Below are 15,257 nucleotides of genomic sequence, written 5' to 3'. Positions count from 1 at the left end.
CCCTCGCCTCTCAGGAAATCGGGTTGTCCACCTGGATATAGAACGCGTAGGCCCCCAGCACCAGCCAGAACACCATAAAAAGCCAGGGCGCACGCATTGAGAATAGCAGCGACTTGCGATAGCCCTTGTGTGACGACTCGGTCTCGCAGAACAGCGGCGAATCGTCGTAGGCCAGGCCCATCACCGGCTCACTGCGCAGCAGCTCACTTTGCTTGTAGTGCCAGTGGTCGATGATTTCGTAGGCTGCGCGAATACCTGGCCAGGCATTCAGCGAGCTGAGTATGCCAAGCAACACCAGGAACACCGGCACCACCAGGGTGAACAGCTTGCCCCATTCCGGGTTCAGGTTACCCATGCCGGACACAAAGGCGATCACCAGAAACGATTGCGCCGTGAGGTAGGCGTCGGTGCGGTTGGCCAGGATGCTGGTTTCGTATTGGATCTCGCGGCGATAGAAGTCGAGGCGGTCCTTGGGGGAGCCGAAGATCTTGGCGTTGTGTTCACTGTGATCGTCCAGGGCCGCCTGCGGGGTGTTGGGCGCGATGATTCTGGGCACGACGTTGCTCCACACGGTTTCGAGCTTCGTTAGAAGAACCGGGCGTGTGCGAAGTTCAAGTTTGTTCCCGCACCAAGTTGGGGCGCTGCGGCGAGCGGGCGTGCCCCGCGCTGGGCTGCGCAGCGGCCCCAAAAAAGCGGGAGCGCTGCGCACTCCAACGCGGGGCAAGCCCGCTCGCCACACACAGTCAGTTTTCGACGCCTGAGCACAATTGCGGCACACGCCTTGCTTTATCCATTCTTCTACCCGCAAACAGGAGCATTCGTTACCCCTTGACCCAGAGCCGCCCCATAAGAAAGTAAGGACCCGGCCTGTTGGCACCCTGCGCCACGGGCTCATAAAAAAATGCGTTTTTTTAAGCGGCAGTGCCCCCCAAGGCGTCCCTCGGCACTGACAAGGTACTGGAATGGCTCGATCTTTCTTTGATGAAATGAATGACGCAAACGGCGCCTGCCGTGCGCACTATCAGGATTTCTCCCGCTGGCTGGCCAACACGCCGCCGGAACTGCTGGCCCAGCGTCGCCGCGAAGCCGACCTGCTGTTCCACCGCGCCGGCATCACCTTCACCCTCTACGGTGACGAGCAAGACACCGAGCGCCTGATCCCCTTCGACATCATTCCCCGCAGCATCCCCGCCAGCGAGTGGCAGGTGATCGAACGCGGCTGCATCCAGCGGGTCAATGCGCTCAACTTGTTCCTCGCCGACATCTACCACGACCAGCGCATCATCAAGGCCGGGATCATTCCGGCAGACCAGGTGCTGGGCAACGAGGGTTACCAGCAGGCGATGGTCGGGCTCGACCTGCACCGCGACCTCTACTCGCATATCTCCGGGGTGGACCTGGTGCGCGACGGCGATGGCACCTACTACGTGCTTGAAGACAACCTGCGCACCCCCAGCGGCGTGAGCTACATGCTCGAAGACCGCAAGATGATGATGCGCCTGTTCCCCGAAGTGTTCGCCAAGCAGCGCATCGCGCCGGTGGACCACTACCCCAACCTGCTGCTCAAGACCCTGAAAAGTTCGAGCCGCCTGGACAACCCCAACGTCGTCGTCCTGACACCAGGGCGTTTTAACAGTGCGTTCTTCGAGCATGCCTTCCTGGCGCGGGAAATGGGCGTGGAACTGGTGGAAGGTGCCGACCTGTTCGTGCACGACCTCAAGGTGTTCATGCGCACCACCGACGGTCCCAAGGCCGTGGATGTGATCTACCGGCGCATCGATGATGCCTTCCTCGACCCACAGGCGTTCAACCCCGAGTCGATGCTCGGCGTGCCCGGCCTGGTGGCCGCCTACTGCGCCGGCAATGTGGTGCTGGCCAACGCCATCGGCACCGGCGTGGCCGATGACAAGTCGATCTACCCCTACGTACCGGAAATGATCCGCTTCTACCTGGATGAAGAACCGATCCTGCAGAACGTGCCGACCTTCCAGTGCCGCAAGCCGGATGAACTGTCCCATGTGCTGGCGCATTTGCCGGAACTGGTGGTCAAGGAAACCCAAGGCTCAGGTGGCTACGGCATGCTGGTGGGGCCGGCGTCCAGCGCGGCCGAAATCGAAGATTTCCGTCAGCGCATCAAGGCCCGCCCCCATGCCTATATCGCCCAGCCAACCCTGAGCCTGTCCACCTGCCCGACGTTTGTCGAAAACGGCATTGCGCCCCGGCATATCGACCTGCGCCCGTTCGTGCTCTCGGGCAAGGAAACCCGTCTGGTACCCGGAGGCTTGACCCGTGTGGCGCTGAAGGAAGGCTCGTTGATCGTCAACTCGTCGCAAGGCGGCGGAACCAAGGACACCTGGGTGGTGGAGGGCTGAGTATGCTGAGTAGAACCGCCGCAGATCTGTACTGGATGTCCCGCTACCTGGAGCGCGCCGAGAACCTGGCGCGCATGCTGGAGGTCAGTTACTCGCTGTCGTTGATGCCCCAGGCCGGGCGCAGCGATGGCCTGGACGAACTGGCGATGTCGTTGCTCAGCAGTGGCACCCTCGACAGCTACCTGGAACGCCATAAGCAGCTGGACGCGATGCGCATGCTGCACTTCTTCGCCCTCGACGAAGAAAACCCCGCCAGCATCTACAACTGCCTGCGCGCCGCCCGGGGCAATGCCCATGCGGTACGCGGGCGCATCACCGCCGATATGTGGGAGAACCTCAATGCCACCTGGCTGGAAATGCGCAGCATCGCCGCCGGCGGCCTGGCGCGGCACGGCATCAGCCACTTCTGTGACTGGGTCAAGCAGCGCTCGCACCTGTTCCGGGGGGCAACGTCGGGCACCATCATGCGCAATGACGCCTATCGCTTCATTCGCCTGGGCACGTTTGTCGAACGCGCAGACAACACCTTGCGCCTGCTGGATGCGCGCTACGAGATGTTCGGTGAAGAGTCAGAAGAAGTCAGCGACCTGTCGGCACGTGGCTATTACCAGTGGAGCGCCCTGCTGCGCGCGTTGTCATCGTTCGAGGCGTATACCGAGTTGTACCCCAATGCCTTGAATGCGCGTTCGGTGTCGGAGTTGCTGTTGCTGCGCAGTGATGTGCCGCGCTCCTTGCATGCGTGTGTCGAGGAGTTGAGCCATATCCTCGCGGACCTGCCCGGCAGTTATGGGCGCACGGCGCAGCGCCTGGCCGCGGAGTTCGAAGCGCGGCTGCGCTATACCGGGATTGATGAGATTCTCGACGACGGCTTGCACCGCCGGCTCACGGGCTTCATCGACACCGTGCGCGAGCTGGCAAGGGCCATCCACAGCTCGTACCTGGAGGTTATTTAAAGCCCAACACAGGTCAACATGTGGGAGGGGGCTTGCTCCCGATGACAGTGTGTCAGTCAACGAAGCTATCGACTGGTCCACCGTTATCGGGAGCCAGCCTCCTCCCACATTGGGTTTACGGCGTTTATTGGTTTTTCACCAACACGGGTTCTGCGCGGTATTGGTCGGGGAACAGCTTTTTGAGTTGTGCCACCTTGGGCAAATCGTTGATCACGATGTACGGGTAAGACGGGTTCTCGGTCAGAAAGTCCTGGTGATAGGCCTCCGCCGGGTAAAACGTCTTGCCCATCTCCACCTGGGTCACAATGGGTTTGGCGAACGACTTGGCCGCCTCCAGTTGCGCGATGTAAGCCTGCGCGACTTTCTGCTGGTCGGCATTCTGCGCGAAGATCGCCGAGCGATATTGGGTGCCGCTGTCCGGGCCCTGGCGGTTGAGCTCGGTGGGGTTATGGGCCACTGAAAAGTAAATCTGCAACAGCTTGCCGTAGCTGATCTTGCTCGGGTCGTAGGTGACGGACACCGACTCGGCATGACCTGTATCGCCGCCGCTGACGGCCTCATACTCAGCCGTGCTCGCCGCACCACCGTCATAGCCGGACACGGCGTTTTTCACCCCTTGTACATGCTGGAACACACCTTGGACACCCCAGAAACAGCCCCCGGCAAACACGGCGGTTTGCAGGTTGCCGGGTTCGGCGGGCAGGTCCAGGGCCGGCGGCGCGATGGCCACGGCGTCTTCGGAGCGGGCGAATGAAAAGGCCGAGCTTTGCCCGACAAAGGCCGCGAACGCCAGGACGGGCAGGTATTTGAAAAGCTTCATGGACGGCACTCCTGATTAACCAAACGTAAAGGCATACGCCGACACGTGCGGGTCGAGAAATTCGATGGTGAAGGTGCGGTCCTTGACGGCACCGGGTTGGCGCACCAGTTGATACAGGCGCTGTTCGGTCACGGTGCCGCTGCCATCCGGCGCCACGTCGGTGCCGTGGGCATCGCCTGGGGCCTGGCCGTCAATCGAGACGTTGAAGCGCACCGGCTTGCCGTCGGCCCCCGGGCCCAGCACCAGGTGCAGGTCGCGAGCATGGAAGCGATACACAATGCGGCCACCGGCCTGGTCAAGGGTGGCTTGCTGGCCGCCGACGTTCCAGCGGCCTTCCAGGGTCCAGTTATTCAGCGCCAGGGGGCCTGCGACCGGGTAATTCACCACAGTGTCGGTACCCCGTGTGCCGGTGGTCACGAAGTTTTCCGCACGCTGGAAGCCCAGGTAGGTTTCCGGCGACTGCACTTCGTTCATGTCCGGCGCTTGCTGCACGCCCTTGGCATCGGCCTCGATCAAGCCACCGCCGACGTTCTGCGCCCCGGCTTCGCGCAGCAGTTGCTGGATGACCCGCTCGGACTCGGCGTAATCGCCTTCGCCAAAGTGGTGGTAACGGATCTGGCCCTTGGCGTCGGCAAAGTAATGCGCCGGCCAGTATTGGTTGTTGAACGCGCGCCAGATCTTGTAGTTGTTGTCGATGGCCACCGGGTAAGTGATGCCCAAATCCTTCATGGCCTGGGTGACGTTGTTCACGTCGCGCTCAAAAGCGAACTCCGGGGCGTGCACGCCAATCACCACCAGGCCCTGGTCGTGGTACTTCGCGGCCCAGGCTTTGACATACGGCAAGGTGCGCAGGCAGTTGATGCAGGAATAGGTCCAGAAATCCACCAGCACCACTTTGCCCTTGAGCGCCTCGGCCGTCAGCGGTGGGCTGTTGAGCCATTGCACAGCGCCGTCCAACGCAGGCAGTGCGCCTTCGATCGGCAGCGTGTCACCGGGGTTGGCGGCCATCATCATCGCGCCGCCCTGTGGTGCAGGTTTGGCACTCAGGCGGTCCACCAGGCTTTGCTCCAGGCCACCGGTCGAGGCCGAGGACAAGCGCGACAACACGCCCGTGTCCAGGCCCAGGGCAATCGCCGCCACGCCGGCCAGCATCAACGCACCGAGGCCACGGCGCAGCCATTCGCCCGCCCCGAGGGAACGCTTCATGAAGCCGAAGACTTTACCGCCGACCAGCAGGGCCAAGGCCAGGGAGGTGGCAGCCCCGGCGGCGTAGGCCAGCAAGAGCAAGGTAGTACCGATGCTGGCGCCCTGTAGCGCGGCGCCGGTCAATACCAACCCGAGGATGGGGCCCGCGCACGGCGCCCACAGCAGCCCGGTGGCCACGCCGATCAGGAACGAAGCGCCGGGACGCGGCCTTGCATCCGCGCCGGCGGCTTGCGACAAGCGACTGCCGGCAGCCACCAGCGGCCGGGTCAGGCGCTCGGACAGTTGCGGCAGCAACAGCGTCAGTCCGAACAGGGCAACGCACAGCAACGCGAGCCAACGCCCGTACTGATTGACTTGCACCACCCAGCCGCCGCCCACCGCCGCCAGCGAGGCAACCAGGGCGAATGTCACCGCCATCCCCGCCAACAGCGGCAAGCCACTGCGCAAAAACGGCTGCCCGGTGCGAGCGAAGACAAAAGGCAGAACCGGCAGGATGCACGGGCTGACAATGGTCAGCACGCCGCCCAGATAGGCAAGAACCAGAAGCCACATAGGATCGACCCTTATACGAATGAAAAATAGACATTGGCTTAAGCCGCCATGAACGTCATGGCCACGCCATTCATGCAATAGCGTAGGCCGGTGGGTGCCGGGCCATCGTCAAACACATGCCCTTGGTGACCGCCGCAACGGCGACAGTGGATTTCCTTGCGCACCACGCCCAAGGAGGTGTCGGTATGGCTGGCGACGGCGTTATCCAGCGGCTGCCAGAAGCTGGGCCAGCCGGTATGGCTGTCGAACTTGGTGGCCGAGGAAAACAGCGCCAGCGCACAGCCGGCACAGGCAAAGGTGCCGACACGGTGTTCGTCGTTAAGTGGGCTGCTGTAAGGGCGTTCGGTGCCCTCCTCGCGCAATACGTCGAATTGCTCCGCGCTCAGCAGGCTGCGCCACTCGGCCTCGGTGTGGTTGACCTCGAAGGTTTCGGCCGCTTGGACTTCGGTGACGACATTGAGCTGTTTCAACAGGCCACCGGCCAGGACGGCGACACCCAGGCCGCCACCGGCCAGCAGTATTTGTCGACGTGAGTACATGGCGTTCTCCTCATTGAACAATGAGGCCATCCTGGACCCTGGGCGGTCGCGAAATCCTCACGCAGAGTTAAACAATTCGTGATAACTACACTGAGACAAAACCCGCACAATGCGCGAACCCAACGCGAAGGTTTCCCTTACATGGATCAGCCCAAACGAGTCCTGGTGGTTGAGGACGATGCCCATATTGCCGACTTGATCTGCCTGCACCTGCGTGACGAGCAGTTCGAGGTGACCCACAGTGCCGATGGCAACGAAGGCTTGCGCCTGCTCGAACAAGGCGGCTGGGATGCATTGATCCTCGACCTGATGCTGCCCGGCGTCGATGGCCTGGAAATCTGCCGTCGCGCCCGCGCCATGACGCGCTACACACCGATCATCATCACCAGCGCACGCTCCAGCGAACTGCACCGCATCCTCGGCCTGGAGCTGGGCGCCGACGATTACCTGGCCAAGCCGTTTTCGATGCCCGAGCTGGTGGCGCGGGTCAAGGCCCTGCTGCGCCGGGTGGATGCCATGGCGCGCAACCTGAAGATGGACGCCGGCAGCCTTGAACTGGGCCAGCTATTCATCAACCCCCTCACCCGCGATGCCACCCTGCAAGGCCAACGCCTGGAGCTGACCCCACGGGAATTTGACTTGCTGTACTTCTTCGCGCGCCAGCCGGGCAAGGTGTTCTCGCGCATGGACCTGCTCAACGCCGTGTGGGGCTACAGCCACGAGGGCTACGAACACACCGTCAATACCCATATCAACCGCCTGCGCGCCAAGGTCGAGGCCGACCCGGCCAACCCGGCGCGCATCCTCACCGTGTGGGGCCGCGGCTACAAGTTTGCCGAGAGCGCGCCATGAAGCTGACCCTGACCCAACGCCTCTCGGTGGTGTTCGCCGTGTTGCTGGTGATTTGCAGCGGCACCTCGGCCTGGTTGCAGGTGCGCTCCAACCGCATGCACGAACTGGAAGTGGTGCAAGGTCTGTCTCGCGACCTGGCCGCGCACATTGCCCGCGACACCCAACTGATGGACGCCGACGGCCTCAAGCCCGAAGCGGTGCGCAACCTGTTCAACCAGTTGATGCTGGTCAACCCCAGCGTCGAAGTGTATTTGCTGGATATCGAGGGCCGTGTGGTCGGTAACGCCGCGCCCAGCGGGCATTTGCTGCGTGATCGCGTCGACCTCGCGCCCATCCGGCGTTTCCTCAGCGGCGCCATGTTGCCGATCCTGGGCGATGACCCGCGTAGCGTCGACGGGCGCAAAGTCTTCAGCGCCGCGCCACTGAAAGCCAACGGCCAACAAACCGGTTTTCTGTATGTGGTGCTGCTGGGCGAAGCCCACGATGTGTACGACGCCAAGGATGCAACGGGCATGGCGCTGAAAATCGCGTTGTGGTCCATCGGCCTGGTCGCCCTGCTGTGCCTAATGGCCGGCCTGATCGCATTTGCCTGGATCACCCGGCCCTTGCGCCAGTTGACCGACAAGGTCGGCCAGTTCGACATCAATGGCGTGCCCAGGCTGGCGCAACCGCGCGCGCCCGAGCTGGACAGCGGTGATGAAATCGCCGTGCTCGACCACGCCTTCGTGCAGATGGAAAACCGCCTGGGCGAACAATGGCGCGCCATTACCCATCAAGACCAGGAACGCCGGGAAATGGTCGCCAATATCTCCCATGACCTGCGCACGCCCCTGGCCTCCCTGCAGGGTTACCTGGAAACCCTGTCGCTCAAGGACGCCAGCCTGAGCCCCGAAGAACGCCGGCGTTACCTTGGGATTGCCCTGGACCAGAGCCGTAAAGTCGGCGGCCTGGCCCAGTCGCTGCTGGAACTGGTGCGCCTGGAACACGGTTTTGTGCAGCCGGTGATCGAGGGTTTTTCATTGCCGGACCTGGTGCAGGACATCTTCCAGAAGTTCGAGCTCACCGCCGAAGCCCGCGCCATCACCCTGACTGCTACCCTGCCCCCCTACGTGCCCACGGTATTGGCCGATTTGGGCCTGATCGAACGGGTGCTGACCAACCTGCTCGACAATGCGTTAAGGCACACCCCCATGCATGGCGAAGTTGAAGTGATCCTGGCAACTGAAGCCGACAGCGTGACGGTGACCGTCACCGACAGCGGCCCGGGCATCGATGCCGAACTGCGTGAAGGGCTGTTCCTGCGTGCCTTCACCATCGGCGGCGCACGCCGTGAAGGTGGCCTGGGCCTGCGCATCGTGCACCGGATCCTGCAATTGCATGGGCGCCGCATTGAGCTGGTCGAGCGAGCCGGTCGGGGGGCGACCTTCAGCTTTTCTCTAGAAACCCAAGCATCAGCGCGTTGACCCGCGGCGGGGGGTTCGTCGTCTAGTACTTTCCCCGTGCGTCTAATGAACGGCCCACCATCGCGGCAACAACTGCCGCACCCGCGCCTCGCCAAACCGGTCGTCAATCAACATCACCACGCCCCGGTCCTGCTGGCTGCGGATCACCCTTCCGGCCGCCTGCACCACTTTCTGAAGGCCGGGGTACAGGTAGGTGTAGTCATACCCGGCTCCGAAGATCGACCCCATGCGCACTTTCATTTGCTCGTTGATCGGGTTCAGCTGCGGCAACCCCAATGTGGCGATAAATGCCCCGATCAAGCGCGCGCCCGGCAAGTCGATGCCTTCGCCAAACGCACCGCCCAGGACCGCAAAGCCAACGCCCTGGCTGTGTGGGGTGAACTGGTCCAGAAACGCTTGCCGCTCGGCCTCGGCCATGCCGCGTGATTGCAGCCACAACGCAATTTGCGGGTGCCGCTGGGCCATTAATTGTGCGACCTGTTGCAGGTAGTCGAAGCTTGAAAAAAACGCCAGGTAGTTGCCCGGTTGCGCGGCGAACTGCTGGGCGATCACCTCGACGATGGGTTCCAGCGAGGCTTGGCGATGCACGAAGCGCGTGGAGATCGCGTCGAGGATGCGCACCTGCAGTTGCTCGGCCTTGAACGGCGATTGCACATCGATCCACGCGGTATCCGTCGGCAGCCCCAGCAAGTCGGCGTAATAGTGACGCGGGCTCAGGGTCGCGGAAAACAGCACGCTGCTGCGGGCCGCCGTCAGCCTGGGGCGAATGAACTCAGCCGGCACCACGTTGCGCAGGCACAAGGTGGATGCACTGCGTTTGCCACTGGACTGCCGCTTGCTGATATCGAAAATGAAATGCTCGTTGAACAGCTCCGCCACTTTGGCAAATTGCAGCGCATCGAAATAGAAGGCTTGCAGGTCACCGGCGAGGGATTCGGGGTGGTCGTTGAAGTAGTCGCCCAGGGCGCTGGTGCACAAGCTCAGGGCCAGGAGCAGTTTTTCCGGGCGCGCGGCATAGGCCTGGTACGGCGCGATCTGGTCCTTGTGCAGGGCATTCCACTCACGGTTCAGGCGCTGCAACGGCTTTTTCAACGCATCGGGCGCGGTGTCGCGCAAGGTCTTGAGGCTGTATTGATCGAGGCTGGCGCTGTACATCGAGCGCGCGCGCTCCACCAGGTTGTGGGCCTCGTCCACCAGCACGGCTGCGCGCCATTGGTTGAGCTGGGCCAGGCCGAACAGCATGGCGCCAAAGTCGAAATAGTAGTTGTAGTCGGCAACGACCAGGTCGGCCCAGCGCGCCATTTCCTGGCTCAGGTAATACGGGCACACGTCATGGGCCAAAGCCACTTCCCGCAGGTTGCGTTGATCGAGCAGGCGCACCGTGGACGCCGCCTGGCGCGCGGCGGGCAGTCGGTCGTAAAAACCTTTGGCCAATGGGCACGAATCGCCATGACAGGCGTTGTCCGGATGCTCGCAAGCCTTGTCCCGCGCCACCAGCTCCAATACCCGCAGCGGCAGCTCGGGATGGCTGTCATACAGCACTTGGGCGGCGTCCAACGCCAATTGGCGACCCGGGGTCTTGGCGGTGAGGAAGAACACTTTGTCCAGTTGCTGGGGCGCCAGGGCCTTGAGCATCGGGAAGATCGTACCGACCGTTTTACCGATACCGGTGGGCGCCTGGGCCATCAGGCAACGGCCGGTACTGACGGCCTTGTAGACGGTCTCGGCCAATGCACGCTGGCCGGTGCGGAAGTCGGCATGGGGAAACGTGAGCGCGCCTGCGGCGTGGTTGCGCGCCGCGCGGTGCTGCATTTCCTGGTGAGCCCAGTCGAGGAACAAGGCACATTGCTGATTGAAGAAGCGTTCGAGGTCGGCCGCGTTGAAGCGCTGGCTCAGCGGCGTCTCGCCTTCACCGACAATATCGAAGTACACCAGCGCCAGGTCGATCTCTTGCAGGCCAAGCTTGCGGCACATCAGCCAGCCATACACCTTGACCTGGGCCCAATGCAGTTGCCGGTGGTTGGCAGGCTGGGCAGCCAGGTCGCCACGGTAGGTCTTCACTTCTTCGAGACGGTTGGCGTCGGGGTCGTAGCCATCCGCCCTGCCCCGCACCTTGAGCTGCTGGTAGTCGCCTTCCAGGGCCACTTCATGCTGGTAGTGCGCACTGCGACGAGAGGCGACCGTACGGTGGCCGACGATACCTTCCTGGGCACTGGGGGATGGGGTAAAACGCAGGTCAAGGTCACCGACCTTGGCGGTGAACTCACACAGTGCCCGCACGGCCACGTTGTAACTCAAGCCGGTTGCTCCGCCCAACGCACATAGCAGACGGTCACCGGCATCTGGTGCTCGCCGCAGAACGCCAGCCAGCGCAGTTGGTTGTCTTGCAGGCGGTCGCCGGGGCCTTTGACTTCGATCATGCGGTAGGTGTTTTGCGCGGGCCAGAACTGGATCAGGTCCGGCATGCCGGCGCGGTTGGCGCGGATATCCAGCAGCAGCCGTTCAAACCAATGGCGCAAGTGCTCGGCGGGCAGGCAGGCCAAGGCTTGTTCCAGCAGCTCTTCGCTGAGCAGGTTCCAGAACACGAACGGCGATTGGATGCCCCATTTGTCCACGTAGCGCTGGCGGATGGTGGTCTTGTAGCGTTCATCCCCCAGTTGCTCGAAGCACGCAGCAAACAACGCTGCACGGCGTTGATGAAAATCTTCGCTGTGCAGGTCTGCCGGCCCACGCTGGAATGGGTGGAAGAACGAGCCCGGCAGCGGCGCGAAAATCGCCTCCCAGCACAGCAGGCCGAACAGTGAGTTGATCAGGCCATTTTCGACGTAATGCACCGGCGCATCCGGCGCGCTCAGATGGGCCTGGACGCAAAGCTCCACCGACATCAGCGGTTCCGGGACCAAGGCCAGGTCCAGGCGCGTAACGGCTTGCGGCTTGGCCTTGGGCAGCGCCGGCTCACCCAGTTTGCGCCGCAGACGCGGCAGCACCCGCAGCAGGTGTTGATGTTCGGCAGCGCTTTGCGGGGCCAGCTGGGCAGTGGTTGCCAGGGCCATGGCTTGCGCGTAGTCCTCCTGGCGCTCCAATACGCGGATCAACCGCGCACGCGCGCCGGGATAGGCGCAGGTACGGTAGATCTGTTCGGCCAGCACCAGCTCGGCGCAACGTTCGCAATACTGGCCGATCTGGAACAGTAACTTGGCGCGGCGTTTTTCCAGCCAGGGGTTATCGGTGTAAAGCGTGGCGATCTGCGCCAGCACGCTGTCCACTGCCTCGCCCGCTTCAAAGGCTTGCTGGCACTGGTGCAGGAACAAAAAAACCTGCACGTCGTCGCGGGTACGCAGGCCACGGGACTCGGCACAGAACTCGACTTTTTCATAGGTGTAGATACCAAGGTCGGCCAGCACGAACTCCGACCAGTCCTGGTGCAAGTTGCCGAAGAACATCAAGCGCAATCGATCACACAGGTCCATGATCGTGAGGCTATAAAGCCGATCGTCCACCTCGGGGCACCACTGGGCAAAGCAGCGGGTTTCGGTGAACTGCGCGGCCAATGGCTCAAGCCAGTCAGCCTTATTGCCTTTGGGCTGGTCGATCCAGGGCGTGAAGGCGGTGAGGATTTCGCCTTTTTGCAGCAACCCAAACAGTTCGGTAAACCCCAGCAGGGCTTGATCACTCACCCAATCCAGTTGCAGCAGGGGCTCGATGGCCGCTTGGGTGCAGCCGATCTCCGGGTAATTGAGCTTGCCCGCACGAAAATGCACGCCCTTGCGCATCACCATTCGCACCAACAGCGCCTGGGATGCCTGCGGCAAGCTGTCAAATTGCTGAATAAAGTGCTGTTCGTGCGAATCGAGCAAATCGGTATAACGCTGCCCCAGCCAAAGCAACACTTGGCGGAAGTTATGCAGGTAATACAAGGGGTCGTCGAGGGAATTGGCCATGGCGTGCACAGATCAAATACTGGTTATGCATACAGAGTGCCGCCGTAAACCGGTTGTTGCAATCGGTAATAGATAAATGGCCCCTGCAACTTTTTGCAAAAAAGCGATCAGATGAGGGAGTTGATCGCGTAACATTTGTGGCCTGCGGCCTTGGGCGGCGGGATTTTTCAGGGTTAAAGGTAAGGGTTATGAACATGAAGAATTTGGGTCTTCCGCTGGTTGCACTCACTTTTCTGCTATTGGCCGGTTGCGCGACGCAAACCGTGGTGACATTGCAAAATGGCACGCAGTATTTGACCAAGGACATCCCTAATACCAAGACAGCCGACGGCTTCTACGAGTTCACCGATATCGCCGGCAAGCACGTACGCGTCAAGGCCGCGGATGTGGCGACGGTACGCCAAGAGAAGTGAAAACCAAAAAGCCCCGCAAACCGGGGCTTTTTGTTAATGGCCACACCCGCTCAATACCGGTAGTACGGGTGGTGGTAATACGGGCGATCGTAGGGATGGTAATAGTACGAGTGGTAGTACGGGCGGTAGCAGCATGGGCCCGGATAGGCCGGATACACCGCACACCCGCCTAACCCCAGCAGGACCAAGGCGCCTAGCAGCAATCGAAGTCGGGACATGCTCGGTTCTCCCACGCAACCGGCGAAAAAGCTCGCCGTTAACCGTTGAACGTGTGTGAACGGCGCTATCCGTCGCCGGCTGAAGTTAAAGATTTATTGACCGAAGGATTTTCCCCGGCCCTGCGTTTAACCGATAAGCCACCTTCATCTTCGAAGGCGGTAGAACGGAGGAACGACGGCCATGGCCCTCATGTCCCGAACGCTACGCGCTGTTTTGCTCATCCCCCTGGCCTTGGCGGCCCTGGCCAGCGCTCCGGCGTTTGCCGATACCCTCATCATTCGCCAGCCGCCCCGGGTGATCGTGGTGCAAGCCCCTGCGCCACCGATCTATTACGGGCATTGGGGTTACGGCCCACGGCCTTACGACTACCCCCATCACTATCACCGCTACGGCTACGGCTATGGCTACCCCCACCGGCCACACTGGGGTGGCGGCTGGCGGGAGCAGCATTGGCGTTGATCAGCCGATGGTCACGCCGTCGGCCCACAGGCCAGCCTGCCCGACGCCCACCAGCGTCACCGAGTCGGCGCCGAACGTGAGCACCGTATCGGCGCCGACCACCTTGGCATGGTCACGCAGGTCGGTGCTCCCCGCCACGTCCTGGAACACCAGCTTGTCGGTGGCTTGGTAGCCAATCACGCGATCGTTGCCAAAGTGGCCGCTGAACAGAAAGGTGTTATGCCCGCTGTTGTCGCGAATCGTGTCATTGCCCTTGCCGCCTTCGATAAAGTCCGCACCTTTGCCGCCCTGGATCAGGTCGTTGCCGTCGCTGCCGATGATGAAAGTGTTGCCCTTGTGGGCCTCGGCATTGCGGTTGAGGTCTTGCACCCAGGTGTTGGCTCGCGCCGGGTCGGACAGGTTGGCGACGATCACCGTGGAGTCGCGGGTCATCTGGTCGTAGAAACCGGACTCGAGGACGCGCGTCATGCCGTCGCCATACCCTGTCGGCAAATGCGAGACCCAGGTCGACAGGTTGACGATGGAAAACGGCAGTACATTCCACAGCGTTGATGCGTAATGGTCGTTGAAGCTGACGATATTGTCGGTGGTCGATTCATGGGGTTTGTCGTGCACGCCCAGGGACGACAGGTTGAACGACGAGCCATCCAGCGCGCGGAACACCGGGTCGTTTTCATAGCCGACGTTCAGCACCTTGTCGCCAGCGCTTTGGGTGGGCGAGGCGTAGGCCACGTAGTTGGAATCCTGGTAGAACCCCGACCACTTATTGGGGCTCAGGTCGGCCATGCTGTTGACCGCCAGCCCGCCCAGGCTGTGGCCGCTGACCAGTACATCCTTGCCGCTCAGGCCATGGGCGCCGGCATAGTCGGCGACGTTCTCGAGCAGGTTGCCAAAGGCTTCGCCGGCGTAATTCTTTGCGTAGTCCTTGGGACCGAAGGCGGCGAGCAAGTCACTGATCACATCGCCGAAGGTGTCACTGATCACGCTTTCCCGAGGCCCCGAGGTCCCGCGAAAACCGATGCCGATTTCGACTAACTTGCCGGCATCATCGTATTTGCCCAGCACCTCGACCTGCGCCGAGGTGTAGCCGGCCTTTTCACCAAAGAACGTGCCGCGTGCATCCACCTTGCCCGTGTAGCCCAGGGTACTGGCGCTGATGGGCGTCCAACCGGCTTTGTGCACCGCGTCGAGGGCGGCTTTTTCCGAGTCGGGGTTCCATGGAATACCGGGAATCACCCCTTGGGAATCGGTACTGCCCAGTAAGGCCCCCACCAGCGTGGCCGGCAACCCGAGGCCCAGGCCGTTGTGCTGGTAACCCACGGCAAAACCGTTGTCCAGGTTGTGGTAGGCATACAACGTGATCGCCATGGCATCGGCGAACAACGTTTTGGAGCCCTCGGTACCGAGGTTTTTATAGTCAAAAATACCCATTGGTAATGCCTCTCTGTTGTTGGAGTTGTCGAGATAG

At 61.9% G+C, this 15,257-nt stretch carries 14 protein-coding genes; 6 read left to right on the top strand and 8 right to left on the bottom strand.

Annotation, left to right across the window (positions count from 1 at the left end; translation table 11 throughout):
- Window positions 1-10 precede the first annotated feature (10 nt).
- The gene (locus tag M5B43_RS14625) at window positions 11-556 is read right to left on the bottom strand and encodes a hypothetical protein (RefSeq protein ID WP_248750780.1); all 546 of its coding nucleotides are present in this window, start codon (window positions 554-556) and stop codon (window positions 11-13) included.
- A 406-nt stretch (window positions 557-962) separates the two neighbouring features.
- Between M5B43_RS14625 and M5B43_RS14620 the strand changes: the two genes are divergently transcribed.
- Both M5B43_RS14620 and M5B43_RS14615 read left to right on the top strand, forming a co-directional pair.
- Complete coding sequence (locus M5B43_RS14620) at window positions 963-2,372, top strand: circularly permuted type 2 ATP-grasp protein (protein ID WP_248750779.1); 1,410 nt, start codon at window positions 963-965, stop codon at window positions 2,370-2,372.
- Window positions 2,373-2,374: 2 nt separating this feature from the next.
- Entirely contained in the window at window positions 2,375-3,325 is a 951-nt protein-coding gene (locus M5B43_RS14615) for an alpha-E domain-containing protein (protein ID WP_248750778.1), read from the top strand.
- A gap of 124 nt (window positions 3,326-3,449) precedes the next feature.
- On the opposite strand, the gene msrA is transcribed toward M5B43_RS14615, so the two are convergent.
- From msrA to msrB, 3 genes are read right to left on the bottom strand one after another with little or no spacing between them, the layout of a single operon-like run.
- Window positions 3,450-4,145, bottom strand: coding sequence for a peptide-methionine (S)-S-oxide reductase MsrA (gene msrA, locus M5B43_RS14610; RefSeq protein ID WP_248750777.1), 696 nt, complete (start codon window positions 4,143-4,145; stop codon window positions 3,450-3,452).
- A 15-nt stretch (window positions 4,146-4,160) separates the two neighbouring features.
- On the bottom strand, window positions 4,161-5,903 hold the full coding sequence (locus M5B43_RS14605; protein ID WP_248750776.1) for a cytochrome c biogenesis protein DipZ: 1,743 nt from the start codon (window positions 5,901-5,903) through the stop codon (window positions 4,161-4,163).
- 38 nt (window positions 5,904-5,941) lie between these two features.
- The gene (msrB, locus tag M5B43_RS14600; protein WP_248750775.1) at window positions 5,942-6,442 is read right to left on the bottom strand and encodes a peptide-methionine (R)-S-oxide reductase MsrB; all 501 of its coding nucleotides are present in this window, start codon (window positions 6,440-6,442) and stop codon (window positions 5,942-5,944) included.
- A 141-nt stretch (window positions 6,443-6,583) separates the two neighbouring features.
- On the opposite strand from msrB, the gene M5B43_RS14595 reads away from it, so the two are divergent.
- Together M5B43_RS14595 and M5B43_RS14590 are read left to right on the top strand one after the other, a co-directional pair.
- Entirely contained in the window at window positions 6,584-7,294 is a 711-nt protein-coding gene (locus M5B43_RS14595) for a response regulator transcription factor (RefSeq protein ID WP_248750774.1), read from the top strand.
- Window positions 7,291-8,757 (top strand): HAMP domain-containing sensor histidine kinase, encoded by a 1,467-nt coding sequence (locus M5B43_RS14590; protein ID WP_248750773.1) that lies wholly within the window; start codon window positions 7,291-7,293, stop codon window positions 8,755-8,757. Before M5B43_RS14595 ends, M5B43_RS14590 begins: the two co-directional genes overlap by 4 nt.
- 42 nt (window positions 8,758-8,799) lie before the next feature.
- Here the strand turns inward: M5B43_RS14590 and M5B43_RS14585 are convergent, their stop codons facing one another.
- Entirely contained in the window at window positions 8,800-11,055 is a 2,256-nt protein-coding gene (locus M5B43_RS14585) for an ATP-dependent DNA helicase (protein ID WP_248750772.1), read from the bottom strand.
- Window positions 11,052-12,698 (bottom strand): VRR-NUC domain-containing protein, encoded by a 1,647-nt coding sequence (locus M5B43_RS14580; protein ID WP_248750771.1) that lies wholly within the window; start codon window positions 12,696-12,698, stop codon window positions 11,052-11,054. The genes M5B43_RS14585 and M5B43_RS14580 overlap by 4 nt, the downstream gene beginning before the upstream one ends.
- A gap of 188 nt (window positions 12,699-12,886) precedes the next feature.
- Between M5B43_RS14580 and M5B43_RS14575 the strand changes: the two genes are divergently transcribed.
- The gene (locus M5B43_RS14575; protein WP_248750770.1) at window positions 12,887-13,111 is read left to right on the top strand and encodes a YgdI/YgdR family lipoprotein; all 225 of its coding nucleotides are present in this window, start codon (window positions 12,887-12,889) and stop codon (window positions 13,109-13,111) included.
- 50 nt (window positions 13,112-13,161) lie between these two features.
- On the opposite strand, the gene M5B43_RS14570 is transcribed toward M5B43_RS14575, so the two are convergent.
- Window positions 13,162-13,329: a hypothetical protein gene (locus tag M5B43_RS14570; RefSeq protein ID WP_248750769.1), complete on the bottom strand. Its 168-nt coding sequence runs from the start codon at window positions 13,327-13,329 to the stop codon at window positions 13,162-13,164.
- Between the two features lie 181 nt (window positions 13,330-13,510).
- On the opposite strand from M5B43_RS14570, the gene M5B43_RS14565 reads away from it, so the two are divergent.
- The gene (locus M5B43_RS14565; RefSeq protein ID WP_248750768.1) at window positions 13,511-13,789 is read left to right on the top strand and encodes a hypothetical protein; all 279 of its coding nucleotides are present in this window, start codon (window positions 13,511-13,513) and stop codon (window positions 13,787-13,789) included.
- Here the strand turns inward: M5B43_RS14565 and M5B43_RS14560 are convergent, their stop codons facing one another.
- Window positions 13,790-15,220 carry a lipase gene (locus M5B43_RS14560; RefSeq protein ID WP_248750767.1) on the bottom strand — a complete coding sequence of 477 codons (1,431 nt, stop codon included), beginning with the start codon at window positions 15,218-15,220 and terminating at the stop codon, window positions 13,790-13,792.
- Window positions 15,221-15,257: the final 37 nt, after the last annotated feature.

It is taken from the genome of Pseudomonas sp. MWU15-20650 (assembly GCF_023242475.1).
In the GTDB taxonomy this organism is placed as follows: domain Bacteria; phylum Pseudomonadota; class Gammaproteobacteria; order Pseudomonadales; family Pseudomonadaceae; genus Aquipseudomonas.
The sequence above is the reverse complement of the archived record's forward strand: the minus strand, read 5'-3'. Positions and strand labels throughout refer to the sequence as shown.

Bases quoted from the DNA above. Each gene is read 5' to 3' on its own strand.
- M5B43_RS14620 (WP_248750779.1), top strand. From the start codon at position 963: ATGGCTCGATCTTTCTTTGATGAAATGAATGACGCAAACGGCGCCTGC.
- M5B43_RS14580 (WP_248750771.1), bottom strand. From the start codon at position 12,698: ATGGCCAATTCCCTCGACGACCCCTTGTATTACCTGCATAACTTCCGC.
- M5B43_RS14575 (WP_248750770.1), top strand. From the start codon at position 12,887: ATGAACATGAAGAATTTGGGTCTTCCGCTGGTTGCACTCACTTTTCTG.
- msrB (WP_248750775.1), bottom strand. From the start codon at position 6,442: ATGTACTCACGTCGACAAATACTGCTGGCCGGTGGCGGCCTGGGTGTC.
- msrA (WP_248750777.1), bottom strand. From the start codon at position 4,145: ATGAAGCTTTTCAAATACCTGCCCGTCCTGGCGTTCGCGGCCTTTGTC.
- M5B43_RS14590 (WP_248750773.1), top strand. From the start codon at position 7,291: ATGAAGCTGACCCTGACCCAACGCCTCTCGGTGGTGTTCGCCGTGTTG.
- M5B43_RS14615 (WP_248750778.1), top strand. From the start codon at position 2,375: ATGCTGAGTAGAACCGCCGCAGATCTGTACTGGATGTCCCGCTACCTG.
- M5B43_RS14570 (WP_248750769.1), bottom strand. From the start codon at position 13,329: ATGTCCCGACTTCGATTGCTGCTAGGCGCCTTGGTCCTGCTGGGGTTA.
- M5B43_RS14595 (WP_248750774.1), top strand. From the start codon at position 6,584: ATGGATCAGCCCAAACGAGTCCTGGTGGTTGAGGACGATGCCCATATT.
- M5B43_RS14605 (WP_248750776.1), bottom strand. From the start codon at position 5,903: ATGTGGCTTCTGGTTCTTGCCTATCTGGGCGGCGTGCTGACCATTGTC.
- M5B43_RS14565 (WP_248750768.1), top strand. From the start codon at position 13,511: ATGGCCCTCATGTCCCGAACGCTACGCGCTGTTTTGCTCATCCCCCTG.
- M5B43_RS14560 (WP_248750767.1), bottom strand. From the start codon at position 15,220: ATGGGTATTTTTGACTATAAAAACCTCGGTACCGAGGGCTCCAAAACG.